Raw genomic sequence first — 24,663 nt, 5'->3', positions numbered from 1 at the left:
AAGGGCAAACAAACAGCACTGCACGGGGAAAACAGCGCTTATCATCGTTTCCGCCTCACGCTCCTTCCGACCGTACGAGCGGACCGGAAAACGGCTATAAGCCGCCGGTCGTCGCCCGTCTCGGCTGGGTCTGATGCCCCAGGCCCAGCCGAGATATCTGGCTGAAATTTGCGGCTTTTCCGGCTGCCCCCCACTGCGAACAGCAACTCGCCCAGGTTCAACCTACTTGGACGCCCTGAGGTAGTCGCGGTTCATCTGGGCGATGGTGTTCAGCGGGATGCCCTTGGGGCAGACCGCGGTGCACTCGCCGGTGTTGGTGCAGCCGCCGAAGCCCTCGGTGTCCATCTGCTCGACCATGGCCCTGGCACGGGAGTCGCGCTCGGGCTGCCCCTGGGGGAGCAGGCCGAGATGGGTGATCTTGGCCGCGGTGAAGAGGGAGGCCGACCCGTTGGGGCAGGCCGCGACACAGGCGCCGCAGCCGATGCAGGTCGCCGCGTCGAACGCGTCGTCCGCGTCCTCCTTCTTCACCGGGACGCTGTGCGCGTCGGGGGCCGATCCGGCCGGGACGGAGACGAAGCCGCCCGCCTGGATGATCCGGTCGAACGCCGAACGGTCCACGACCAGGTCCTTGACCACCGGGAAGGGCGCGGCGCGCCACGGCTCGATGGTGATGACCGCTCCGTCCTCGAAGTGCCGCATGTGGAGCTGGCAGGTGGTGGTGGCCACCTGCTCACCGTGCGCCACCCCGTTGATGACCATGCCGCACATGCCGCAGATGCCCTCGCGGCAGTCGTGATCGAAGGCGACCGGCTCGTCACCCTCCAGGATGAGACGCTCGTTGAGCACGTCGAGCATCTCCAGGAAGGACATGTCGGGCGACACGTCCTCCACCCGGTAGGTGACCATGCGGCCGTTGTCCTCGGGGCTCTTCTGCCGCCAGACCTTGAGTGTGAGGTTCATCCCCATGGTTCGCCTACCGCTCCTCGTTCGCCGCGCGGACCGCTCGTCCCTCGTGGGCCGCCCCGCCCACCACCTCGCCCACCGTCTCGGGCACTGCCTCGGGCACTACTTCGGGCGCGCTCACTTGTAGCTCCGCTGGCTCATCTTGACGTACTCGTAGTCGAGGTCCTCCCGGTGCAGGACCGGGCCCTGCTCGCCGTACTCCCAGGCGGCGACGTAGGCGAAGTGCTCGTCGTCGCGGAGGGCCTCACCGTCGGCGTCCTGCGACTCGGCGCGGAAGTGGCCGCCGCACGACTCGGTGCGGTGCAGCGCGTCGACGCACATGAGCTCGGCCAGGTCGAAGAAGTCGCCCACCCGGCCGGCACGCTCCAGCGCCTGGTTGAGCTCGTCGGCCTCACCGGAGACCTTCACGTTCTTCCAGAACTCCTCGCGCAGTTCGGGAATCCGCTCCAGGGCCTTGCGCAGCGACTGTTCGGTGCGCTCCATGCCGCAGTAGTCCCACATGAGCCTGCCCAGCTCACGGTGGTAGGAGTCGGCGGTGCGGGTGCCGTTGTTCGACAGCAGCCTGTCGATCTTCCTGCGCACCTTGATCTCGGCCTCGGCCACGGCCTTCTCGTCGACCTCGCCGTAGGGGCCGTCCGCGAGGTAGTCGCCGATCGTGGTCGGCAGCACGAAGTAGCCGTCGGCAAGACCCTGCATCAGCGCGGACGCGCCGAGGCGGTTGGCGCCGTGGTCGGAGAAGTTGGCCTCACCGATCACGAACAGGCCGGGGATGGTGGACTGCAGGTCGTAGTCCACCCACAGGCCGCCCATCGTGTAGTGCACGGCGGGGTAGATGCGCATCGGCCGGCTGTAGGGGTCCTCGCCGGTGATGCGCTCGTACATCTCGAAGAGGTTGCCGTACTTCTTCTCCACCGCCTCGCGGCCCAGGCGGCGGATCGCGTCGGCGAAGTCGAGGTAGACGCCCAGACCGCCGGGGCCGACGCCCCGGCCCTCGTCGCAGACGTTCTTGGCCGCACGGGAGGCGATGTCCCGCGGGACCAGGTTGCCGAAGGCCGGGTAGAGGCGCTCCAGGTAGTAGTCGCGCTCCTCCTCGGGGATCCGCTCCACCGGCCGGTCGTCGCCCGCCTTGACCGGCACCCACACGCGGCCGTCGTTGCGGAGCGACTCCGACATCAGGGTCAGCTTGGACTGGTAGTCGCCGCTGACCGGGATGCAGGTCGGGTGGATCTGCGTGTAGCAGGGGTTGGCGAACATCGCGCCGCGCCGGTGCGCCCGCCAGATCGCCGTGGTGTTGCAGCCCTTGGCGTTGGTGGACAGGAAGAACACGTTGCCGTAGCCACCGGTGGCCAGTACGACCGCGTCGGCCAGGTGCCGCTCGATCTTGCCGGTGACCATGTCGCGGACGATGACGCCCCGCGCCCGGCCGTCGGAGACGATCAGGTCGAGCATCTCGTGGCGGGTGTGCATCTTCACGGTCCCTGCCGCGATCTGCCGCTCCAGCGCCTGGTAGGCGCCGAGCAGCAGCTGCTGCCCCGTCTGGCCCCTGGCGTAGAAGGTCCGGGAGACCTGCGCGCCGCCGAAGGAGCGCGTGTCGAGGAGGCCGCCGTACTCGCGGGCGAACGGCACGCCCTGGGCGACCGCCTGGTCGATGATGTTCACGCTGACCTGGGCCAGCCGGTAGACGTTCGACTCGCGGGCGCGGAAGTCGCCGCCCTTGACGGTGTCGTAGAACAGCCGGTAGATCGAGTCGCCGTCACCGCGGTAGTTCTTGGCCGCGTTGATGCCGCCCTGGGCCGCGATGGAGTGTGCGCGGCGGGGCGAGTCCTGGTAGCAGAACGACGTGACGTTGTAGCCCAGCTCGCCGAGGGTCGCGGCGGCCGAACCGCCCGCGAGGCCGGTGCCGACCACGATGACGTTGAGCTTGCGCTTGTTGGCCGGGTTGACCAGCTTGGCGGCGAACTTCCGCTTCTCCCAGCGGTCCTCGATCGGCCCTTCCGGGGCCTTGGTGTCGCGGATCGGGGCGCCTTCGGTGTAGTTCGTGGTCATCGTCCGCTCACCGCTCCATTCACCATGTGGAAGATCCGCCCGGCCGCGCGCGCCCCGCTCACTTGATCACTCCGGCTGTGACCGCGAGGGGCACCGCGAGGAAGCCGAGCACCAGCACCGTGGAGACCACCGCGGCGACGGCCTTCAGCGGGCGGTAGCTCCGGGCCCCGGCCAGGCCGAGCGTCTGGAACGCGCTCCACAGGCCGTGCCGCAGGTGCAGGCCGACCATGACGACGGCGACCACGTAGAAGAGCGTGACCCACCAGCGCGACGGCTCGAACCCCTGGACCAGCCGGTCGTACGGCGTGCCGTTCCAGCCGGCCGGGTTGACCACGCCGAACGTGAGGTCCAGCAGGTGCCAGATCACGAAGAGCAGGATGGTGACGCCGCCCCAGCGCATGATGTGCGTGGCGTAGCCGCCGGCCTGGGACTTGCGCCTGGCCGCGTACTTGACCGGGCGGGCCCTGTTCGCCCGCCGGGCCAGTGAGATCGCCGACCACATGTGCAGCCCGGCCGCCGCGGCCAGGACGACCTCGACCAGGCTCAGCAGGACCCGGCGCGGAAGAATCGGCTCGCCCATGGTCCGCAGGAAGTCGGCGTAGGCGTTGAAGGACCCGGCGCCGAAGAAGCTCTTGAGGTTGCCGGCCATGTGGCCGACGAGGAAGAGCACCAGAACGGCGCCCGTGACGGCCATCACCGCCTTTTTCCCGTTGGACGAGCCCAGGAACCCGCCGGACCTCCCGGGCGTCCGAGTCTTGAAGGTCTTCGGGGGGGTGCCCCCGGCATGGTCAACCCGCGTGGTGGCGGAACCGCGCTCAATCGTGGCAGTCACCCTGTGACGCTAGACACCGGGCTTTCCCCCCGTCCAAGTCATCGTGGATGTCGTTTCCATAGCCTCCGGCTATCACCTCTGCGTCCGCGGGTCTTGCGCCCCGGCGCGGTCACCGCGGGTGCGAGCAACCTCACATGATCTCGCAAGACCGGGGGGCGCCCCGGATCCGCCACCGGCACCGCCGTACGCTAGGGAAACGTGCAGCTCCAGCAACTGGCCTATTTCGTGGCGGTGGCCGAGGCCCGTCACTTCACCCAGGCCGCCGAGCGGATGCGCGTCGCGCAGCCGTCGCTGAGCAAACAGATCAAGGCCCTGGAGACGGATCTCGGCGCGCCGCTGTTCAGCCGTGCCCGGGGAAACGTCACCCTCACCGCCGCCGGGGAGGCGCTGCTGCCGCTGGCCCGCCGGATGCTGGCCGACGCCGAGACCGCCCGGCGGGAGGTCGGCGAACTGGCCGGGCTGCGCCGGGGCCGGGTCCGGCTGGGCGCCACGCCCTCGGTCTGCGCCGGGCTGATGGCCGGCGCGCTGGCCAGGTTCCACGGCGACTACCCCGGCATCGAGCTGTTCGTCGAGGAGGGCGGCTCCCGCGACCTGGTCCGCGCCCTCGCCCGGGGCCAGCTCGACCTGGCGTTGATCATCATGCCGCTGCAGAACGACGACCCCGCCCTGGTCACCGAGGAGATCCTGCGGGAGAACCTGGTCGTGGCATCCCCGTCCGCCTCGCGGGTGCGCAGGCCGTATCTGCGGATCGAGGAGCTGCGCGGCCGGCCGATGGTGATGTTCCGGCGCGGCTACGACCTGCGGGAGGCCACGCTCGGCGCCTGCCGCCAGGCCGGATTTGAGCCCAGGCTGGCCGTGGAGGGCGGGGAGATGGACGCGGTGCTGCGCTTCGTGGAGGCCGGGCTGGGCATCGCGCTGGTCCCCTCGATGGTCCTGGACGGCCGCCCGGGACTGACCGGGACGCCGCTGGCTCCGCCCGGACTGCACCGCACCATCGCCATCGCCCACCGCAAGGACGTCGAGCCCACTCGCGCCGCCCACGCCTTCCGCGACACCCTGCTGTTCTTCCTGGCCGAGGCCGCCCACGACGGCAGCCTTCCCGAGGGCCTGGAACTGATCCGTTCGGATTGACCAGGACATCGGCCCGGCCCCGCGTCTAGAGTTGGGCGCACGGCGGGGCGATTCACACAGGCGGGCGGTAGGGGGCATGACGTGTACGTCGCGAATCTGAGGATCTCCGGCGTGCGTGGTTTCTCCGGTCCGCGAGAGGTCAACCTCGACTTCACCCGGCCCGACGGTTCATACGCCGGCTGGACTGTGCTGGCGGGCCGGAACGGCTCTGGCAAGAGCACGCTCCTGCAGGCCGTCGCCCTGACCTCCGCGGGCCCGCGCATCGGGGTGGACATCGATCGCTGGGGAGGATCCCCGGCCGAACCCGCGACGGCGAGCGTCCGCTGTGAGTTCCGCTACGACCTGGAGTTCGATCACGGCGACCCGTTCACCGTCACGCGGCCGGACACTCCCATCCCCGCCGCCCTGCGCTGGACGCCCGACGGTCTCGGCCTCTGGCGGGGAGACGACCCCCGCATCGACGGTCTCTGGCTACGCAAACCTCGGGGTGGATGGTTCCTCTCCGGGTACGGGCCGTTCCGCAGACTGTCGGTCGCCGAGATGGGCCGGGGAGGCTCCAAGCTCAGGTCGGGTCATCAGGCCACCGGAACACTCTTCGACGAGGACGCCACCCTGTTCGAAAGCGTGAGCTGGCTTGTCGAGCGCCGTCTTTTCCAGCTGGAGGGGCGTCCAGGGGCGAAGGAGCTTCTCGACTCTGTGCTCACCCTGCTCGGAGACGGTCTCCTGCCCGACGGATTCAAAATCATGCGGGTGGATTCGGACGGCCTCTGGGTCCACCGTGACAACGTGCGCAGACCGCTGCGTGACATGAGCGACGGGTATCGCGCGGTCACCGCCCTGGTGCTCGACATCGTACGGCAGATGCACGTGGCGTATGGAACGCTCACCGTCGAAAACCGAGGCGGGCGTCCGACTCTTCCCTACCCCGGAGTCGTACTGATCGACGAGGTGGACGCGCATCTTCATGTGAGCTGGCAGCAGAAGATCGGCGAGTGGCTGAAGACCCACTTCCCGATGGTCCAGTTCATCGTCACCACCCACAGCCCCTACATCTGCCAGAGCGCGAGCCCCGGTGGCCTCATCCGGCTGCCCGGACCGGACGAGCACGCCTCCCCGGGTGTCGTGGACGAGGAGCTCTACCGCCGCATCGTGTACGGCAGCGGCGACGACGCCATCGTGACCGAGCTGTTCGGCGTGGACTCCCCGTACTCCTCGCGCGCGGACGAGCTCCGCGAGGATCTCGGTGACCTGGAGGTCAAGGTGCTCGACGGGACGGCGACACCGGCGGACGTCGACGACTACCGGCGACTCAGCGAGGAACTCGTCAGTTCGCCGTCCACCCGGGTACGGGAGGTATCCCAGTCTCTCGGGTCCGATTCGTGATCCCGCTGGTACGCCCGTGTCTTCCCACGGAGCTGACCGACAGGCTCCGCGACCACACCGATCACCTCCGTTCCCGCTCGGTGACCGTGACCGCGGCCCGCCGTCGCTGGAAGAACGCCACCGCCGAACGGTCGGCCCTGCGTGCGCGACTGCAACCCATGGCAGCCGGGATAGAGCGGTGCATGTACTGCGGAGACAGTCTCGGCACCGCGATCGACCACTTCGAACCGATCAAGCTGGCCCCACTGCGCGCCTTCGACTGGCTCAACCACTTTCTGGCCTGTGACTACTGCAACAGCAATGCCAAGCGCGCCGAGTATCCATGCGACCCGCTGACCGGTGCGTGTCTGCTCGTCGACCCCTCCATCGAAGATCCCGGCGATCACCTCCAGCTCATCCTCAGTACCGGGCGCTACCGAGCGAGGACCGCCAAGGGGGAGGCGACCATCAGGACCTTCCGGCTGGATCGCTGGCAGTTGGAGCGAGCGCGCCAGGACGGCTTCCAGCGCTGCCAGGACATGCTCCGGGGTTACGCGAGGCTCCTCACGCGAGGCGAGCACCAGCGGGCGCACGGCCAGGCACAGGCACTGCTGCGGCAGCCGCACGCCGACGTGCTGTACGCGATGGTGCGCGTGCTGGACTCACCCGGGGCAGCCGTGATCCTGGACGGAGACATCCTTGAGATCCTTCGCACCGGTTTCGCCGTCCCCATCCCGTGGAGTGGCGCCTCCGGAAGGACATCGGTCACATCGGACGACTGAGGGACGTAGCTGGACGGTGCCCGGCAAGCCGACCATTGTCTTATAAGTCCTGGTGTCACACTATTCTGCATAGCGTTAATAGGATCCCCCCGACCCCACAAAGAGGCGTCATTGACCGCCCCTCCCCATGAAACGCTCACGGTCCTGCTGATCGAGGACGACGCGGGCGACGCCTTCCTTGTGGAGGAGCTGCTCGGCGAGGCGGCCAACCCCCCGAAGATCATCTGGGCGCGCAGCCTGAAGGAGGGCCGGGAACGGCTGACCGAGGACGTGCGGTGTGTGCTCGTCGACCTCTCCCTGCCGGACGCGACCGGCCTCGAAGCGCTGGAGCAGGTGCTGTCGATGGCACCGCACGCCGCGGTGATCGTGCTGACCGGGCTGAACGACACCCACGTGGGCACGGAGGCCGTGGCGGCGGGCGCCCAGGACTTCCTGGTCAAGCAGGACGTGGAGGCCCGGCTGCTGGTGCGGGCGGTCCGCTACTCGATGGAGCGCAAGCGCGCCGACCTGGCCCAGCGCAGGCTGGTCGAGGCCGAGCTGCTCACCAAGGAGAACTCCCGCCTCGAACGCGGGCTGCTGCCGGTCCCGCTGCTTGAGACCGATGAGCTGGAGCATCAGGCCCGCTACCTGCCCGGACGGCGGCGCGCGCTGCTCGCCGGCGACTTCTGGGACACCGTGCAGAGCCCCGACGGCGCCGTGCACGTGGTGGTGGGCGACGTGTGCGGGCACGGCCCCGACGAGGCCGCCCTGGGGGTCGCGCTCCGGATCGCCTGGCGTGCCCTGGTGCTGGCCGGGCACACCGGCAACGAGCTGCTGCGGGTCCTGGACTCGGTGCTCCGCCTGGAACGCAAGTCCGCGGAGATCTTCACGACGCTCTGCATCGCCACGATCGACCCCACGCTCAGCCACGCGCGGATGCACGTGGTCGGCCATCCGCCGCCCCTGCTGATCCGCGACGGTGTGATCGGCGTGGTGCCGGGCACCCCGTCCGGGCCGCCGCTGGGCATCTTCCAGGACGTGAGCTGGTCGCCGATCGAGGTGCCGCTGGGTCACGACTGGTCACTGCTGCTCTACACCGACGGCCCGATCGAGGCCACCGTGGGCGGCGGGCCCGACCTGCTCGGCACCGAGGGGCTGCTCTCCCTGGTCCACGAGCACGGCGGCGTGCACCTCGACCGGCTGATCAAACGGGTGATCGAGCTCAACGGCGACTCGCTCAGCGACGACCTGGCCACCGTGCACGTCTCACGCGGAGGGAAACGTTGAGCGACCGCGGCCGTCTGCGCCCCCTGCCGGCCCCGGCCCCGGCCACCGGTTTCGGAAAACTGCGGGTGGGACAGTGGTTCCTGCTCACCGGGACGATCGTCGTCCTGCTGTTCGCGGTCGCCGCCCTCTTCACGATCACCTCCTTGGAGGAGACGCGAGCGGCCCGGGTCGACGTGGTGAACGTCGTCGATCCCGCCGCGCTGCGCACCCTGGAGATCTCCAACGCGCTGACCGCGCAGGAGGGCTCGGTGCGGGCGTACGGCAGGACCAACGAGGCGGCCTCCCTCCAGGACTACCGGGACGCGGTCGTCGCGGAGGCCGCCGCGCTGACCACGCTCGACGCGCTGCTGCCCCGGATGCCGGAGGCTCAGGTCGTCGGCGCCGAGGTCGCCCGGCTGAGGACCGCGGGAGAGTCCTGGCGGCGCGACTACGCGGAGAAGCTCATCGCCGCCGTGCCGACCGAGGGGACCGAGGCCAGTAACCGGCGGAACGCGCCCGTCAACGCCGCCAGGTTCGCCGAGGTCCGCCAGGCGCTCACCGCGCTGGAGGACCACCTCGACCGGCTGCACGCCAAGGGCGGCGAACGGCTGGAGCGGGGCTGGGAGGCGTTCTACCTCGCGCTCGGCGGGGTGACCGTGGCGCTGCTCCTGGCCCTGATCGGCGCCACGTTCATCGTGCGGTACGCCGTACTGCGCCCGCTGGCCGAGCTGACCGACCAGGTCCGCGCGGTCGCCCAGGGGGACTTCGACCACAGGCTCAAGGTCGAGCACCCCTCAGAGCTGGCCGAGCTCTCCGGCCACGTGGACGCCATGCGCCGCCGCATCCTCACCGAGTGGCGCAGGGCCTCCGAGGCGCAGGGCAGGCTGGAGGAGCAGGCGGCGGAGCTGCGGCGCTCCAACGGCGAGCTGGAGCAGTTCGCCTACGTGGCCAGCCACGACCTGCAGGAGCCGCTGCGCAAGGTGGCCAGTTTCACCCAGATGCTGGAGCAGCGCTACGGTGACCGGCTCGACGAGCGGGCCAAGCAGTACATCGCCTTCTCGGTGGACGGCGCCAAGCGCATGCAGTGTCTGATCAACGACCTGCTCGACTTCTCCCGGGTCGGCAGGCTCGGCGACGAGCGGACCTCGGTCGACACCCACCTTCCCCTGCGGGCGGCGCTGAGCAACCTCGCCGTGCCGATCGAGGAGTCCGGGGCGACGGTGACCTTCGACGAGCTGCCCACGGTGCGCGGCAGCCGGGTCCAGCTCACCCAGCTCTTCCAGAACCTCGTCGGCAACGCGGTCAAGTTCCGCTCCCAGGAGCCGCCGCGGATCCACATAGGGGTACGCCGCGACGGGGACGTGTGGGAGTTCTCCTGCTCCGACAACGGGATAGGCATCGAGAGCAAATACACTGATCGAATCTTCCTGATATTCCAGCGGTTGCACGGGCGGGACGCCTACGCGGGCACCGGCATCGGGCTGGCGCTCTGCAAGAAGATCGTCGAATACCACGGTGGCCGGATCTGGGTGGAGAACGGCGAGCCCGAGCAGCCGGGAACAACCTTCCGCTGGACCCTCCCCCTTGGAGAGACGAATGAATGACCTGCGCTGGATCGACGTGCTCCTGGTCGAGGACGACCCGGGTGACATCCTGCTGACGCGGGAGGCGTTCGAGCTCAACAAGGTCAGGAACAAGCTGCACGTCGTCAACGACGGCGAGCAGGCCATGGCCTTCCTCCGCAGGGAGGGCGAGTACGCCGAGGCCCCCCGCCCCGACCTGATCCTGCTGGACCTCAACCTGCCCCGCAAGGACGGCCGGGAGGTGCTCCAGGACATCAAGGGGGACGAGGAACTGCGCGGCATCCCGGTGGTCGTGCTGACCACCTCGGAGGCCGAGGAGGACATCCTGCGCAGCTACCACCTGCACGCCAACGCCTACGTCTCCAAGCCGGTGGACTTCGACCGGTTCATCGACGTGGTCAGGCGGATCGACGACTTCTTCGTGACGGTGGTCAAACTGCCCAGCTCCGCGCAGCCGTACTGACAGTCCCGATGCCCGGAGCGCATGACCGAAGATCTCCTTACAGACCCCTTCACCTGGTAAAATGTGGTGAATCCGTAATTCCTGCCTGACCAACGTGACAGGAATCACACCTGGTCGGTGAAAATGTGAGTGACCCTTCTCACATGAACGGGTAGCCGCGTCGTAACGTATCCCCACCAATACGCGCGCGCACGGTGAGCCGGCGCGACCATGGCCCGGCGCGCGGCACAACTGAAACTACCCGGACCCCTTTGGCGAGCAGGGTCCGTGGGAGGTGGAGAGGTCTCCGATGACCCAGACAACGGCCGACAGTCCGGCCAGAAGGCAGCGCGCGCAGATCAAGGCGCGTACGCTGCGGACCGACCAGTGGTGGCGTTATCCACTGGTCACCTTCATCATCTTTACAGCGTTCCTCGTCTACGCCACGTGGGCGATCTTCGACGCGAGTTACTTCGTGCCTCCTTACAACGCCCCGTTCTCCTCCCCGTGTCTGGCGACGAGTTGCCCGGAGGGGGCGCGGCTGTTCGGCTTCGCGCCGTTCGGTGACTGGTACACCCTGCCGCCGGGGCTGCTGATCCTGGGGCTTCCGGCCGGTTTCCGGTTCACCTGTTACTACTACCGCAAGGCGTACTACCGCGGCTTCTGGCTGTCGCCGCCGGCGTGCGGTGTCAGCGAGCCGCACAGCAAGTACACCGGTGAGTCCCGCTTCCCGCTGATTCTGCAGAACGTCCACCGCTACTTCTTCTACGCGGCGATCGTGATCGGCCTGATCCTCGCCTACGACGCGGTGCTGGCGTTCGTCGACAAGCCGCTGGGCCTCGGGACGTGGATCCTGGTGGTCAACGCCGTCTTCATCAACCTGTACACGCTGTCGTGCCACTCCTGCCGTCACATCACGGCCGGACGTCTGAACCACTTCTCCAAGCACCCGGTCCGGTACCGGGCGTGGGGCTTCGTCTCCAAGCTCAACGCCAAGCACCAGGAGCTCGCGCTGATCTCGATGTTCACCGTCATGGGGGCCGACCTCTACGTGAGACTCGTCACCAAGGGCATCGTCAACTTCCCGTTCGCATAAGGATCACCCAGTGGAAATCGAGCGTCACGAATACGACGTCGTCGTCATCGGCGCCGGCGGAGCAGGGCTGCGGGCGGCCATCGAAGCCCGCCAGCAGGGCAAGCGGACGGCGATCATCTGCAAGTCGCTGTTCGGCAAGGCGCACACGGTCATGGCCGAGGGCGGCGCGGCGGCGGCCATGGGCAACGTCAACAGCAGCGACAACTGGATGGTGCACTTCCGAGACACCATGCGGGGCGGCAAGTTCCTCAACAACTGGCGGATGGCCGAGCTGCACGCCAAGGAGGCCCCCGACCGGGTCTGGGAGCTGGAGGCGTGGGGCGCGCTGTTCGACCGCACCAAGGACGGCAAGATCAGCCAGCGTAACTTCGGCGGGCACGAGTACCCCCGGCTGGCCCACGTCGGAGACCGTACCGGCCTGGAACTGATCCGCACCCTGCAGCAACGCGTCGTCGCGCTCCAGCAGGAGGACGAGAAGCTGCACGGCGACGCCGAGGCGTACATCAAGGTCTTCCAGGAATGTACGGTGACCCGCCTGCTGAAGGACGGCGACGCCATCTCCGGGGCCTTCGGCTACTGGCGGGAGAACGGCGCGTTCGTCCTCTTCGACGCCCCCGCGGTGGTGCTGGCCACAGGCGGGATCGGCAAGTCCTACGTGGTGACCTCCAACTCCTGGGAGTACACCGGGGACGGCCACGCGCTGGCGCTGCTGGCCGGGGCGAAGCTGATCAACATGGAGTTCATCCAGTTCCACCCGACCGGGATGGTCTGGCCCCCCTCGGTCCGCGGCATCCTCGTCACCGAGTCCGTCCGAGGCGACGGCGGGGTGCTGCGGAACTCCGAGGGCAGGCGCTTCATGTTCGACTACATCCCCGAGGTGTTCAAGGACAAGTACGCCACCACCGAGGAGGAGGGCGACCGGTGGTACACCGACCAGGCCAACAACCGCCGCCCGCCGGAGCTGCTCCCCCGTGACGAGGTCGCCAGGGCCATCAACTCCGAGGTGAAGGCCGGTCGCGGATCCCCCCAGGGCGGCGTCTACCTGGACGTCTCCAGCCGGCTCCCGGCCGCCGAGATCGTCAGGCGGCTGCCGTCGATGTACCACCAGTTCAAGGAGCTGGCCGACGTCGACATCACCAAGGAGCCCATGCAGGTCGGCCCGACCTGTCACTACATCATGGGCGGCGTCGAGGTGGACGCCGACACCGGCGCGGCGGACGTCCCCGGCCTGTTCGCGGCCGGCGAGGTCTCCGGCGGCATGCACGGCTCCAACCGGCTCGGCGGCAACTCGCTCTCCGACCTGCTGGTGTTCGGCCGCCGCGCGGGCGCCGGAGCCGCCGCGTACGTGAACGGGCTCAGCGCCCGGCCGAAGATCTCCACCGAGTCCGTGGCCGCCGCCGAGGCGGAGGCGCTGGCCCCCTTGAGGCGTTCCGGCGAGAACCCCTACCAGGTCCACCACGAGCTGCAGCGGACGATGAACGAGCTCGTGGGCATCATCCGCAAGTCCGAGGAGGTCACCGAGGCGCTGGAGAGCGTGAAGAAGTTCGGGGAGCGGGCGAAGGGGGTCGGCGCGACCGGCAACCGGATCTACAACCCCGGCTGGCACCTCGCCCTCGACCTGCGCAACATGCTCCTGGTCTCCGAGTGCGTGGCCAGGGCGGCCCTGCTCCGTGAGGAGAGCCGCGGTGGTCACACCCGTGACGACTTCCCGGGCATGTCCGCCCAGTGGCGGCGCAAGATCCTGCTCTGCGGCCTCTCCCCGGACGGCTCCGGCGTGACGGTCGAGGAGAAGGCGCAGTCCCCCATGCGCGACGACCTGATCAAGCTGTTCGACCGGGGCGAGCTGGAGAAGTACATCACCGATGAAGAACTGGCCGACTTCGACGTGTTGGTCAAGGAGTGACCATGAGTTACAAGGCGAAGTTCCGTGTGTGGCGGGGCGAGGGCGGCGAGGGAGGTCTTGAGGACTTCACCGTCGAGGTGAACGAGGGCGAGGTCGTCCTCGACATCATTCACCGGCTCCAGGCCACCCAGGCCCCCGACCTCGCGGTCCGCTGGAACTGCAAGGCCGGCAAGTGCGGCTCGTGCTCGATGGAGATCAACGGCAGGCCGAAGCTCGGCTGCATGACCCGGATGTCCACCTTCACGGAAGACGAGACGATCACTGTGACGCCCATGCGGACGTTCCCGGTGATCAAGGACCTGGTCACGGACGTGTCGTTCAACTACCAGAAGGCCCGGGAGATCCCGTCCTTCACCCCCCCGGACAACGTGAAGCCGGGCGAGTACCGCATGGAGCAGATCGACGTCGAGCGGTCCCAGGAGTTCCGCAAGTGCATCGAGTGCTTCATGTGCAACAACGTCTGCCACGTGATCCGCGACCACGAGGAGAACAAGGCCGGCTTCGCCGGTCCGCGCTTCCTGATGCGGATCGCCGAGCTGGACATGCACCCCTACGACGTGGCCGACCGTAAGGACTCCGCGCAGGAGGAGCACGGCCTGGGCTACTGCAACATCACCAAGTGTTGCACCGAGGTCTGCCCCGAGCACATCAAGATCACCGACAACGCGCTGATCCCGATGAAGGAGCGTGTCGTCGACCGCAAGTACGACCCGCTGGTCTGGCTGGGCAACAAGATCTTCAAGCGCTCCGGCACGAAGAGCTGACCCCCCGCCCCACGGCGCCGGTCACGTCTCCACGTGACCGGCGCCTTCGCGTCCGGCGGGACGGCCGGCGCGTCCGGCGCGTCTCGCCCGGAGAACCGGCACGGCCCACCCGGAGCGGAGGCTCACCTGGAACGGCGGAAGAGACCGCGTCTCCTCCTGCCGTCCTTCTGGCCCGGCAGCGGATAGACAGCCGTCTCGTTGAGCTCGGCGCCCCCGGACGGAGAAGGCTCCGGCCCGGAGAACGGCGCCTCACCCCCGGACCGGCCCCCCGCCGCGAAAGGTCCCCGGCCGCCGCGCGGCGGCTCCTGAGGGAACGGCGCCCCCGGGAACTCGCCGAACCCCTGCCGCGCCACGCCGTCGTCCGAGAGCGTCGGCCGCTCCGGCCCGGCCGTCCCGGAGCGGTCGCCGAAGTAGTCGAACGGCTCCGCCCCCTGACCGCCGGAGAGCGTCGACTCCTGCGGGAACGCCGCGCCGGGAAAACCCTCGGGGCTCCGCGGGAAGGGGCCGGTGAAGGAGTGCGGGGCGTCGTCCTGCCCCGGGATGTGAGCCGTCGGCTGCTCGTACGACTGGGGGTACCGCTCGGGTGAGTAGTCCTCCGGGGTCGCCGGATACATCTGCATGGGGACGAAGCTGATGATCGGGGCGTAGGCCGTGCCGTTCTGGTAGACCGTGGGCGGGAAACCCGGCGCCGGTACGTAGCCGGGGCCGGCCGGGTATCCCATCGGGCCCACGAAGTCGCGCTGCCCGGGGGCTCGGGGACCGGCCCGCCGTACGGCGGAGGCGTGGGCCAGGCGGCGGAGCCTGCCTTCGAAGATCAGCACACCGAACAGCACCAGCAGCACCAGGATCAGCGCCGGGATACCGAGCTGACGGCTCAGCTCTGGGGCGTTGAACCCGGAACCCGCGTTGCGGATCTCGTAGGGCACCGAGGCGGCGGTGGGGTCGTCGAACGTGGCGGCCGAGGTCGGCTCGGCCGGGGCGGTGGAGAGCTGCGAGGGAACCTGCTCGGTGCTGGGGAAGACCGGATCCTGCTCCGTGGGCGTCGGCTCCGGGACCACCGCGGAGGGCTGGATGACGGGAGCCGAGGTCGGCAGCGGGACCACCACGGGCGCCGACGTCTCCGGAACCGTCACCTTCGGAGGCTTGACCTTCGGGGGCTTGGGCTTGGCGGGAGAGGTCGCCGGAGGCACGGTGACCGTGGTGGTCACCGTCTTCTGCGGCACCGGAGGCGGCGTGTCGGCGGTGACCGTGACGGTGACGACCGGGTTGGGCTCCTCCGTCACCGTCTCGCACGGGCCCGCGGGGTCGACGTCACACCCCGGGATCTCGGTGGGATTCACCGCGGCCATCTGGGCGGCGTCGGCCGAGTCGGGGGCGGTGAACGGCCCGGAGGCGAACACCACCGCACCGCACAACCCCAAGGACATGAACACGGCGGAGACGGCTGCCGCACGCCGGGATCGTGTCACGGACGCCCTCCGAGAATTTCCTCTGCACGCTGAGTCAGTCAAGGAAATACTAGTTGGGTAAAACTAACAGCAAAGCCCTTTTTATTACACAGGGCGAGGTCCACGCCGACGCTGAATCCTCGCCTGCAACCAGAGCAGGCCGAGAAGACCGCCCACCGCCGCCCCCACCGCCGGAAGCCCCCGTGCCCCCGCCAGGAACGGGCCTGACAGGGCGACCGGCGTGGTCTCCGGCCCCGGCCCGTCCACATCACGGGGAAGCGGCGCGCCCGGAGGCTGAGAGTCCGCCACGGGCGGAGGCGGCGGCGACACGATCGGCGTGGGCGCGGCGAGCGGCATCCGCAGGTTGGGGTCGTTCCAGAGCTGAGGCATCTGCCCGGCCTCGGCCAGCCCCGCCGGGGCGGGAGGCGCCACCGGGACCGCGGGCACCGTCCCGGCGACCGGCCCGGCAGCCGGAGGACGGGACGACTTCCGGCCCTTGAGCGGCTTGAGCGGCCTGAGCGGCGGAGAGGCGGGCCACACGGCCGACTCCGGCTCCCCGATCTGGGGCTCCGGCACCGCGCCGCCCTCCGGCACCGCTCCCCCTTCCGGCACCGCTCCCCTCTCCGACACCGTGAACCCCGAGGTCGCCGGGACCGCCTCCGGCCGCGGAACCGGCGGTACGGCATGCGCCTCGGGCTCCCCCACGACCCCGAGGTCCCGCAGCACCCCGGGGACCTCCAGAACCTCACGCACCGACGGGCTCAGCGACGAGAACGGCTCCGCCGCGCCCGGCGTCGGCGTACCTGTCGCCGGGGCGGCCGAGACCGCGGGCCCCTCCACCGGCCCCGCCTTCCCGGCCCCCTCGACGACCGCCCGGGAGTCCGGAGGAAGCCCGCCGGAGCTCGCGCCGGGCGCGGAGTCGGTGACGGGCGTGGAGCCGGTGGCGGGCGCGGAATTCGCGGCCGGTCCCCCCGAGCCCGTACCGGCCGTCCCCGGACCCTCGGGAGCTCCGGCAGACGTCCGGGAGCCGGCGGGAACCGTCCCCGGGGCCTCGGGGAACACGCCGGGAGCCGGCGTCGGCACCAGGTCCGTCTCCAGCCCCGGCACCTCCGTGCCCCTCTCCGTGAGCGCCCGCCCGGCCCGCCCCACCTCCGCGTCCTCCACCGTTCCCGCCGTTCCCGGCGTTCCCGGCGTTCCCGGCGTTCCCAGCGCCTTCTCCCGCGCGGCGACCCCGGCCGCCTGCACGGCCAGGGCCACCGGGGCCTCGATCCTCGTCCGGGCCGTCTGGGTCGTCCACTCGCCCTCGGGCGTGAACATCCGCGCCACGGCGGTCAACTCGATGTCCTGGTCGTCCTCGGGCACGGCGAGCAGCACGTCCACCGGTCTGCGTGCCCCAACCTCGCCCACGGGGCACATCCGCCGCTCGATCCGGACCGGCTCACGGTCACCCCCCGGCGCGGGACAGTCGATGCCCCTGAACGCCCCGGCGGGCGTCGTCACGACCACCAGCCGCGCGTCCCTCCCCGGCCCGCGCAGCCACACCCGGAACCGGATCACGTCACCGGTGCGGACCCATCGTGACCGGGAGCCGAGATCCTCCGCGCCCGACGCGCCCGACACGCCCGACACGCCCGACACGCCCGACGGCGCGGCGACGGACTCCCCCGTCTCGATCGCGTAGACCGCCGATCCCCCACCCAGAACGAGCGTTCCCGCCCCCACGGCCGACACGACCCGGGCACGCCGCCACCATCCGGTCACCGCATTTCTCCGATCCCCCGATACGGACACGCGACAACAACAACACGTCCAGTGCTTTTATGTCACAGCGCGTAGCCGATCAACCCTCATCGAGCCGGCCTTGTACGGCCCGCACGATCGGCAGGTCGGCGGGGAGCCACTCCACGTCGTACAGCTCGTCCGCGGTCAGCCAGCGCAGGTCGAGGTGCTCCCTGGCCTCCGGCTCCCCTTCCACGATCTCCGCCAGCCAGACCCGGAGCACGTAGCCGCCGGCCAGCGGCCAGTCGCCGCCGACCTGCTCCCCCGCCTCGACCAGGACGCCGAGTTCCTCCTTGCACTCCCGGATCAGCGCCGTGCGATCGTCCTCACCGGGGTCGACCTTCCCCCCGGGAAACTCCCAGCCACCGGCGAGTTCGGGCGGGTCGGCGCGCTGGGCGGCGAGCAGTCTGCCGTCGCCGTCGACGATCGCGGCTCCCACAACGACCTTGTTCATGGGACCCGATTGTGTCAGCCCTGCTCCTTCAATTTGAGCTGCGCCAGGATCTGGGGATTCTGCAACGGCCGGGTGAAACCCACGATACTGGTGCGTTCTCTGTAGGAAGTGACCTTGATCGGTCCGCAGAGGCGGCACCTGGCCTCGACCATGGTGCCCGGCGAGACCACCATGCCCACATGGCCCGGACGGTCCACCCCGGTGCCCGGACCGGCGTTGAAGAAGACCAGGTCGCCCGCCTGCTCCTCACCGTCGGGAACCTTCACCCCGAAGGGCCACTGCCCGAAGGTGGTGCGCGGGATGGTCAGGCCGACGCTCCGGTAGGCCATGTAGATGATCCCCGAGCAGTCGTAGGCGTCCGGCCCCGTACCGCCCCACAGGTACGGCTTGCCCCGCTGGGCGAGGGCGTACTGCAAGATCCCGGCCACCGTACCCGAGGAGGCCGCCTCCAGCAGCGGATCGTCACAGGCCGCGTCCGCCTGCGGCGGCACCCCGACCGCGCCGTCCCTGGCGTACCTTCCGGCGATCTCCATGACCTGGTCGACGTACCACCAGGCCCGGTTGTAGACGAACAGCGACCGCCGCACCTGCTCGGGCGCGCCGTTGCGCTTGAGCATCTTCGCCGCGCCCAGGATGGCGTCCGCGGGGTTGTAGACGTCCGCCCACCCGTCGCCGTCCCCGTCGGAGGCGTAGCCGTTGAACTTCGACGGAATCTTGATCTTCGCCTTGCCGCCCCAGGTACTGATCAGGAACTGCATCGGCCCGGCGGCCCCGGCGTAGTTGGTGCCGCTGCCGACCCCGGGCAGCGTCGAGCGCCCGTGGTCGGTCTCCCTCTTGCCGATCGCGGCCAGCACGTTCCACTGCACGCCGATCTTCTCCGCGTGCCTCCGGTACAGCTTGAGATAGTCCGGCGGGATGTCGGAGCCAGCGGTGTCCGACTCGTCGGCGACAAGCCTGGCCTTGTCCTCACAGTCGGGCAGCCCCTGCCCGGTGAAGGACGGGATGGTGCCGACCATCATCATCGGCGCCATGACCATCGTGAGCAGGCAGAGGCCTGCCAGGGCGACGGCCAGCGCGACGTAGACCTTCCGGTCGCCCGTCATCCGGGCGCGCCGGTCTGCGCGGACTGGTCGTCTCCGTCCTGGCCGGAGTCGGCCGGTTGCAGGTCGTGGACCCGCCAGTCGGCACCGACCTCGATGAGGGTCACGGCGTAGTCCTCGATCCGCTCCTTCACCCCGGTCTTGGCGGTGACGTTCTGGGTCCCGGTGACCACGAACACCACCGAGGCGTCCTCGATCTGCCGGATCTTCTTCACCTTCGCCGTCCCGACGGAGACGACCTGGTCGGCCCGGTTCGCCTCGACCGTGCCCGGCGAGGTGATCGTGCGCAGCAGCACCCCGGCGAACTCGTCCGTGGTGTACCCCTTGAGCCGGTCGCCGTAGGCCGCCGGCTCCTCGTTGTAGCCGAAGGTGCCGTACTCGGCGGTGAACCGCTGCGCGTAGTCGGCGGCGGCGGCCAGCTCCTGCCTGGTCATCGGCAGGTAGGAGTAGACGTCGAAGGGGGCGTTGCTGGCCGTCGCCCGTGGACGCTCAGGTTCGGCGCTCACCCGCGCCCCGGACGCCGTACGGCTCGGCGCCGAACCGCTCCCGGCCCTCTTTTCGCCGTCGGAGTCCGGCCACATGGTCAGGTAGACGCCGACCGCGGCGAGCATCACGACCAGCACCGCGAAGACGAATCCCCTGCGGTTGCCCCCCTCGATCATCGTCAGTCCTTATCGGGATTCGAGGCACGGAGCCAGAACGGCGCGGCCACCTCGTCGGCCTCCCTGCCGCGGTCCGGCCGGCTGGGCAGCCAGAGCGGGGGCGCCTCGGAGGACCGGCCGCCGGGCGCGGAGCCGTTGCCCCTCGACCCGGAGGAGCCGGAGCCCCCGCCGAAGATGCCGCCGCCCGACCTCGAAGCGCCCCGGGAGCCGGAACCGTTCCCCGAACCGGAGCCGTTCCGCGAGCCCGAGCCGCGGGAACTCGGCTCCGAGCGCCGGGAACCGCCACCGCCGCCGAAGATGCCGCCACCGCCACTACCGGCACCGCCGCCTCCGCCGAAGATGCCGCCGCCCGATCGGCCGCCCCCCGCGGGCCCGCCGGAGGGCCTGCCCCCTGACGAGGGCGCGGAGGGCCTGCCGCCGGAGGCCGGGGCCGAACCGGCCGCCGAACCCGAGCCGCCCTGCGGGGCCCAGCCGCCGCCGGGCCGGCCGCCGAACCAGCCGCCACCGGCGCCGCTCCGGGCCTGGCCGGCCGACCTGGCCGGGGACGCGCCGCCCGCCGTACCGCCGCCGGACAGGTTGAGCGGCGGCGCCGAACCGGCACGGGCCGCGGTGACCGGACGCCCCGCGCCCTTGCGCCGCGTGCCCGTCTGGGAGTCGGTGTCCAGCGGTGTGGGCTGTGCCCCGGCCGGGACCCGGGTGCCCGAGGGGGTGCCGCCCTGGCCGCCGTCCTCGCCGCGGACCTTGCCCTGGGCCACCGTCGCGGCGGCCGTCGCGACGGAGGCGCCACCGGCGATGGCCGCCGCCTGGAGGACGGGCTCGGCCTTGCGCATGCCCCAGCGGCCCACCCTGGCCGCCGTGACCGGGGGCAGCGCGCCCGCCGCACGTTGCAGGGTCGGCGCGGAGGCCGCGTCACCCAGCATGCGGGTGGTGAGCGTGTGCCCGTCCATGGAGGCGAACAGGTGCTGGAACGGCCGCCGGTAGAAGAACACCGCGATCGTCAGCAGGGCCATGAACATGACCTGCATACCCCACGGCATCGGGGTGGAGATGATCAGCGCGTAGCCGTACACCAGAACGCTCAGGACCAGGGCCAGCACCGCCTGCCTGAGCAACGTGCCGACCAGCATCTCCAGCCAGCGCATCGCGATGATCCGGCCGGAGCCCGGATGGACGCCGAGCAGCAGGAAGACCGGCGCGAGGATCAGCAGGAGCAGGAACCCGACCTTCAGCACCAGCAGCGAGACGGCCACCAGGAAGATCAGCAGCCCCGCGACCATGGCCGCCATCAGCGCGCCGATCGCGATGCCAAGGCGGTTCGTCCAATCCTTTCCCTGGAAGAGGAAGAAAATGGGCGTGTTCTGCAGCTTGTTGGCGACCTCTTCCTCATACCGTGCCTGGTGGGCATTGGTGTTGGCGGTCTGGTCCGCACGCATCTCGGTCGCGTCCAGCGCCTGGATGTCCAGCAGTTTCGCACCGAACACCTGCACCACCGGCGCCTTGGCGTCGGCGGTGCCGAACTCACCCATCAACCAGGGCTTGCAGACCAGGGTGGACCAGAGGGCTTCGGCGTTCTGGTCGACTCCCGGCACACCGCTCTGACCGTAACCACCGGGCTTGACCTGGGGATTGGCGTCACCCTTGGCCGGAAGGCAGGACACCCCGCCCGCGCGGGGCAGACCGGAGAAGGCCGAGTTGACGACCTCGCCGGTCTTGTCGGTGACGACCTTGCCCAGCCCGGTGAAGTCACCGGGACGGCTGAAGAACCAGACCGCGACGGTCACCGCGAGGACCATCCAGATGACGCCCTCGGCGGTGGTGGTCGCGCGCTTGCGGATCAGCCCGTACCAGGCGAGCCAGATGGCGCCGAGGATGACGATCGGCCGCAGGAACGGCCAGTACATCGCCTCGGACAGGTTGATCACGATGTCGTCGACGACGTTCTTGATCGAGTCCAGCGGGCCCTCGGTCGCCGCCGCCTGGTAGGTGGTGATGGTCAGCCGGTTCAGCGCCTTGGCCCACGCGAAGATCGTGTTGGCCGTCATGTTGCCCATCACCGCGGCGACGTCGTCGCAGCCGAGGTTGTGGGTGTGCCAGAACAGGCCGCTCATGCCGTAGACGGCGTAGTTGCCCTGCGGGGCGACCGGGGCGGGCACCGCCGACACCCCGGGGGCCACCGGATCCGGGGGCGGCGGCTTGAGCAACCCGTCCACGCCCGACCCCGCGACCTCGGGAGACAGATCCGGGGAGAGGTCACAGGGGGCTGCCGCGACGGCGGTGGACGTGCCCGTCGGCAGGAGCATCGGTAAGACGAGGAAGGCGGACAGGGCCACCAGTGCGATGGCGATCCGCTTGGTCAGCCGTCCCCTGCGGGAGTGCCCGCGTCCCTTCCGGGAGCCCTTCATGACCGTACCTCCAGCGCCGCGGCCCCCGGCCTACTGACTCCATCGCCCCCGATGAGATCATGCATGTTCTCGTCGGGTTTGTCGTGGGTCGGATTCGTATCGAGCCAGCGGAGCAGCTCGTCGGAGATCAGGTCCACCCCGATACGGCCCGCACGGCCGTCCAGATCCCGGAACAGGCACTCGCCGTTGCCCAGTGAGCGGAGCACGGCCTTGTGCTCCTCGGAGGGTTCCACCCCGAGCAGCGCCATCACATGGTCGACCTCGACCCGCTCGGTGGAGCGGAACGCGAACACCGACGACAGGCAGTTCGTCACCTGCTCGTTCAGCAGGTCGCCGGCGTTCTGCGAGACCAGCACCAGCGCGGTGTTACGGGACCGGCCCATCCGGCTGACCTCGGGGACCAGTTTGGCCCCCTCGGGCGTGGAGGTGATGGCCCACGCCTCGTCCAGGAAGATCGCCTTGGGCGTCCGCCGGTCCAGGCCGTTCATCAGCCCCCGGGCGAACTGCGCGACCAGGTAGAGCAGCGCCACCGAGAGCCGCTGCTCGTAGGAGTAGTCGTCACGGCCGGTGGAGGCGTCGGGAAGGGTCAGACCGCCCAGGGTGAAGACCGTGGTCCAGCCCTCGGTGTCGATCTGGTCGCCGCCCGAGGGGTCGAAGCAGAGCCGGGCGAGGTGCATCTCCGACATCGAGCGGAGCACGGCGCCCAGGTTCTTGGAGGCGGCGTCCTCGGTCTGCTCCAGATGGTCGACCACCTTGCCCAGCGAGGGACCGTCTCCGTTGGAGACCGCGGCGACCGCCTGGATCATCGCCGACTCGCGCTCCTCCGACATGCGGGGAAGCAGCAGCCGCAGGGTCTCGCTGGCCATCGTCTTCTTGGCCGCGAGGTCGTCGCCGAACGAGAACGGGTCGAGCAGGCCGGGCGCGGCCGAGCCGAGCGGGATGATCCGCGCCTTCCTGCCCCGCCGCTGCAGCAGCTGGACCAGGGAGTCCGCGTCGCCCTTGGGGTCGATGACCGCGACCGTCACCCCGCGCAACGCCATCTGGTAGATCATCAGCAGCGCCAGCGTGGTCTTGCCGCCGCCCGGCTCACCGGTGATCGCGATGGCGGTCGGCCGGTTGCGGGTCGCCGCCACCAGCGGATCGAAGTGCACGATGCTGCGGGCCCGCCCCAGGGTCTCCCCGACATACGGTCCCATCCAGCCGGCGTTGCCCTCGTCCACCCGGTCGCCCAGGTCCACGGTGGCGGTCGCCATGCCGCCCGCGATGGTGCGGAGCGGCTGCCGCTGCGCGTAGGCGTTGACCCGGACCTTCTCACCGGGCAGCGCCTCGCAGAACAGCGAGAACTGGTCACCCGTGGAGTTGACGATGTCGATGCCCATGTCACGGTAGTGCTCCACCACAGCTTCGACCCGTTGCACGCAGATCTCCTCCGTCGGGGCGGACACGATCAGCCGGTGCCAGCCGTACACGAAGGGCAGGCGCTCCTTGGTGATGCCGTGCTCCAGCATCCGGGCCGCGTCGATCTGCTCGGCCAGGGCCAGCGGCGCCTCCGCGCCCGCCTCCCGGATGTGGATGTCCATGTCGCGGGCGTGGGCGAGCTTGCGCGCCACGTCCTTGCTGGCCTTGACCGGCGAGATCAGCCGCATCCTGGAGCTGACCTCCACCGGGAAGGGAAGCTGGTCGGCGAAATGCATCCACGGCTCGCCGTCCGGGAACGGCATCAGGTCGGGGAACCGGGCGAACGACAGGTGCGCGACGTAGGAGTCACCGTGCGGCTGCTCGATCCGCAGCAGCGACCTGCCGTTGTGGACCTGCCCCTCGACGAGGGCCTCGATCTCCCCCCTGCCCCAGCGCCGCTTGGGGCTGGCCGAGGCCGGGGGGTCGCCGAGGGAGCCGGTCGCGGCGTGCTGGAACAGCCAGGCGATCTCGGTGGAGGTGGCGTGCCGGGCGTAGAGGGCGCTCGACGAGAGCGCCCGGCCCAGCCGCTCGGCCTGCTCGCTCCACCTGGCGACCTCGGCCTTGGGCACGTGGTCGTCCTCGATGCCCAGGGCCTTCTCACCCCGCTGGTAGAAGCCGAAGAGCTGGGAGAGCACCCCGGCGCCCAGCTGCCTGCCGCGTGCGCCGAGCCGTACGCCGAGGTAGACCTCCTTGGTCCAGAAGTCCTTGGCCCAGACGTGCCGGTACATCTCCTCCAGGTAGTCACGCCAGCCGGGGCCCTCGTCGGAGGTGGCGTTCAGCGCCATCGCCCACTCGGCCGCCGGATAGGTGCGGTGCGCCACCCGCAGGTGCACCTCGGCGTCCGGCATCCGGATCGCCGCCAGCGCGATCGTGACGTTGGTGGCCAGCGCCTCCCGCTCCTCGGGCGTGATGAACTCGTAACTCACGGTCGGCAGCCGGAAGTAGGCCCAGACCGAGGAGTCGGTCAGCAGGATGCGGTCGTCGAAGTATCGGACGGCAAGACGGTTGCGTGCCCGCGAGGGACGGCTCACATCCCCTCCCTCGCCGCTCGCACGGTCACCTCTCGCACGGCCGGCGGCCGTACAGCCGCGGGCCGTGCGACCGCCCCTCGTGCGGTCACCGGTCGTACCGTCACCCCTCGTACGGCCGGCGCTCGTACGGCCGACGTCGGCACGGCCGGCGCTCGTACGGCCTGGCCGCCGGAACCGCCG

General features: G+C 70.0%; 19 protein-coding genes. 9 read left to right on the top strand and 10 right to left on the bottom strand.

Annotated elements, in window-relative coordinates; translation table 11 throughout:
- Window positions 1-222: 222 nt before the first annotated feature.
- The 3 genes from ABZ194_RS25560 to ABZ194_RS25550 form a co-directional block, all read right to left on the bottom strand.
- Window positions 223-960, bottom strand: a complete 738-nt coding sequence (locus tag ABZ194_RS25560) for a succinate dehydrogenase/fumarate reductase iron-sulfur subunit (RefSeq protein ID WP_355599545.1) — start codon at window positions 958-960, stop codon at window positions 223-225.
- A 120-nt stretch (window positions 961-1,080) separates the two neighbouring features.
- Entirely contained in the window at window positions 1,081-3,009 is a 1,929-nt protein-coding gene (locus tag ABZ194_RS25555) for a fumarate reductase/succinate dehydrogenase flavoprotein subunit (protein WP_355599544.1), read from the bottom strand.
- A gap of 58 nt (window positions 3,010-3,067) precedes the next feature.
- Window positions 3,068-3,841 (bottom strand): succinate dehydrogenase cytochrome b subunit, encoded by a 774-nt coding sequence (locus ABZ194_RS25550; RefSeq protein WP_355599543.1) that lies wholly within the window; start codon window positions 3,839-3,841, stop codon window positions 3,068-3,070.
- A gap of 198 nt (window positions 3,842-4,039) precedes the next feature.
- On the opposite strand from ABZ194_RS25550, the gene ABZ194_RS25545 reads away from it, so the two are divergent.
- The 9 genes from ABZ194_RS25545 to ABZ194_RS25505 all read left to right on the top strand — a co-directional run bounded on the left by ABZ194_RS25545 (window position 4,040) and on the right by ABZ194_RS25505 (window position 14,149).
- Window positions 4,040-4,972, top strand: a complete 933-nt coding sequence (locus ABZ194_RS25545) for a LysR substrate-binding domain-containing protein (RefSeq protein ID WP_355599542.1) — start codon at window positions 4,040-4,042, stop codon at window positions 4,970-4,972.
- An 81-nt stretch (window positions 4,973-5,053) separates the two neighbouring features.
- Window positions 5,054-6,355 carry an AAA family ATPase gene (locus tag ABZ194_RS25540; RefSeq protein WP_355599541.1) on the top strand — a complete coding sequence of 434 codons (1,302 nt, stop codon included), beginning with the start codon at window positions 5,054-5,056 and terminating at the stop codon, window positions 6,353-6,355.
- The gene (locus ABZ194_RS25535; RefSeq protein ID WP_355599540.1) at window positions 6,352-7,116 is read left to right on the top strand and encodes a hypothetical protein; all 765 of its coding nucleotides are present in this window, start codon (window positions 6,352-6,354) and stop codon (window positions 7,114-7,116) included. The genes ABZ194_RS25540 and ABZ194_RS25535 overlap by 4 nt, the downstream gene beginning before the upstream one ends.
- A gap of 111 nt (window positions 7,117-7,227) precedes the next feature.
- Window positions 7,228-8,382 carry a SpoIIE family protein phosphatase gene (locus tag ABZ194_RS25530; RefSeq protein ID WP_355599539.1) on the top strand — a complete coding sequence of 385 codons (1,155 nt, stop codon included), beginning with the start codon at window positions 7,228-7,230 and terminating at the stop codon, window positions 8,380-8,382.
- Complete coding sequence (locus ABZ194_RS25525) at window positions 8,379-9,965, top strand: ATP-binding protein (protein WP_355599538.1); 1,587 nt, start codon at window positions 8,379-8,381, stop codon at window positions 9,963-9,965. The genes ABZ194_RS25530 and ABZ194_RS25525 overlap by 4 nt, the downstream gene beginning before the upstream one ends.
- A complete protein-coding gene (locus tag ABZ194_RS25520) occupies window positions 9,958-10,407 on the top strand; it encodes a response regulator (RefSeq protein WP_355599537.1) in 450 nt (149 codons plus the stop codon). The genes ABZ194_RS25525 and ABZ194_RS25520 overlap by 8 nt, the downstream gene beginning before the upstream one ends.
- A gap of 289 nt (window positions 10,408-10,696) precedes the next feature.
- Window positions 10,697-11,482: a hypothetical protein gene (locus tag ABZ194_RS25515; RefSeq protein WP_355599536.1), complete on the top strand. Its 786-nt coding sequence runs from the start codon at window positions 10,697-10,699 to the stop codon at window positions 11,480-11,482.
- 10 nt (window positions 11,483-11,492) lie between these two features.
- Window positions 11,493-13,385: a fumarate reductase/succinate dehydrogenase flavoprotein subunit gene (locus ABZ194_RS25510; RefSeq protein WP_355599535.1), complete on the top strand. Its 1,893-nt coding sequence runs from the start codon at window positions 11,493-11,495 to the stop codon at window positions 13,383-13,385.
- 2 nt (window positions 13,386-13,387) lie between these two features.
- Window positions 13,388-14,149, top strand: coding sequence for a succinate dehydrogenase/fumarate reductase iron-sulfur subunit (locus ABZ194_RS25505; protein ID WP_355599534.1), 762 nt, complete (start codon window positions 13,388-13,390; stop codon window positions 14,147-14,149).
- A gap of 122 nt (window positions 14,150-14,271) precedes the next feature.
- On the opposite strand, the gene ABZ194_RS25500 is transcribed toward ABZ194_RS25505, so the two are convergent.
- The 7 genes from ABZ194_RS25500 to ABZ194_RS25470 form a co-directional block, all read right to left on the bottom strand.
- Window positions 14,272-15,618, bottom strand: coding sequence for a hypothetical protein (locus tag ABZ194_RS25500; RefSeq protein WP_355599533.1), 1,347 nt, complete (start codon window positions 15,616-15,618; stop codon window positions 14,272-14,274).
- Window positions 15,619-15,702: 84 nt separating this feature from the next.
- Entirely contained in the window at window positions 15,703-17,358 is a 1,656-nt protein-coding gene (locus ABZ194_RS25495) for a hypothetical protein (protein ID WP_355599532.1), read from the bottom strand.
- A gap of 79 nt (window positions 17,359-17,437) precedes the next feature.
- A complete protein-coding gene (locus tag ABZ194_RS25490; RefSeq protein WP_355599531.1) occupies window positions 17,438-17,830 on the bottom strand; it encodes a (deoxy)nucleoside triphosphate pyrophosphohydrolase in 393 nt (130 codons plus the stop codon).
- A 14-nt stretch (window positions 17,831-17,844) separates the two neighbouring features.
- Window positions 17,845-18,933 carry a bifunctional lytic transglycosylase/C40 family peptidase gene (locus tag ABZ194_RS25485; protein ID WP_355599530.1) on the bottom strand — a complete coding sequence of 363 codons (1,089 nt, stop codon included), beginning with the start codon at window positions 18,931-18,933 and terminating at the stop codon, window positions 17,845-17,847.
- Window positions 18,930-19,592 (bottom strand): hypothetical protein, encoded by a 663-nt coding sequence (locus tag ABZ194_RS25480; RefSeq protein WP_355599529.1) that lies wholly within the window; start codon window positions 19,590-19,592, stop codon window positions 18,930-18,932. Before ABZ194_RS25480 ends, ABZ194_RS25485 begins: the two co-directional genes overlap by 4 nt.
- Before the next feature lie 2 nt (window positions 19,593-19,594).
- Window positions 19,595-21,994: a type IV secretion system protein gene (locus ABZ194_RS25475; protein WP_355599528.1), complete on the bottom strand. Its 2,400-nt coding sequence runs from the start codon at window positions 21,992-21,994 to the stop codon at window positions 19,595-19,597.
- The gene (locus ABZ194_RS25470) at window positions 21,991-24,483 is read right to left on the bottom strand and encodes an ATP-binding protein (RefSeq protein WP_355599527.1); all 2,493 of its coding nucleotides are present in this window, start codon (window positions 24,481-24,483) and stop codon (window positions 21,991-21,993) included. Before ABZ194_RS25470 ends, ABZ194_RS25475 begins: the two co-directional genes overlap by 4 nt.
- Between the last annotated feature and the right edge of the window lie 180 nt (window positions 24,484-24,663).

This window comes from Streptosporangium sp. NPDC006007, from assembly GCF_040614315.1.
GTDB lineage: Bacteria > Actinomycetota > Actinomycetes > Streptosporangiales > Streptosporangiaceae > Streptosporangium.
The sequence above is the reverse complement of the archived record's forward strand: the minus strand, read 5'-3'. Positions and strand labels throughout refer to the sequence as shown.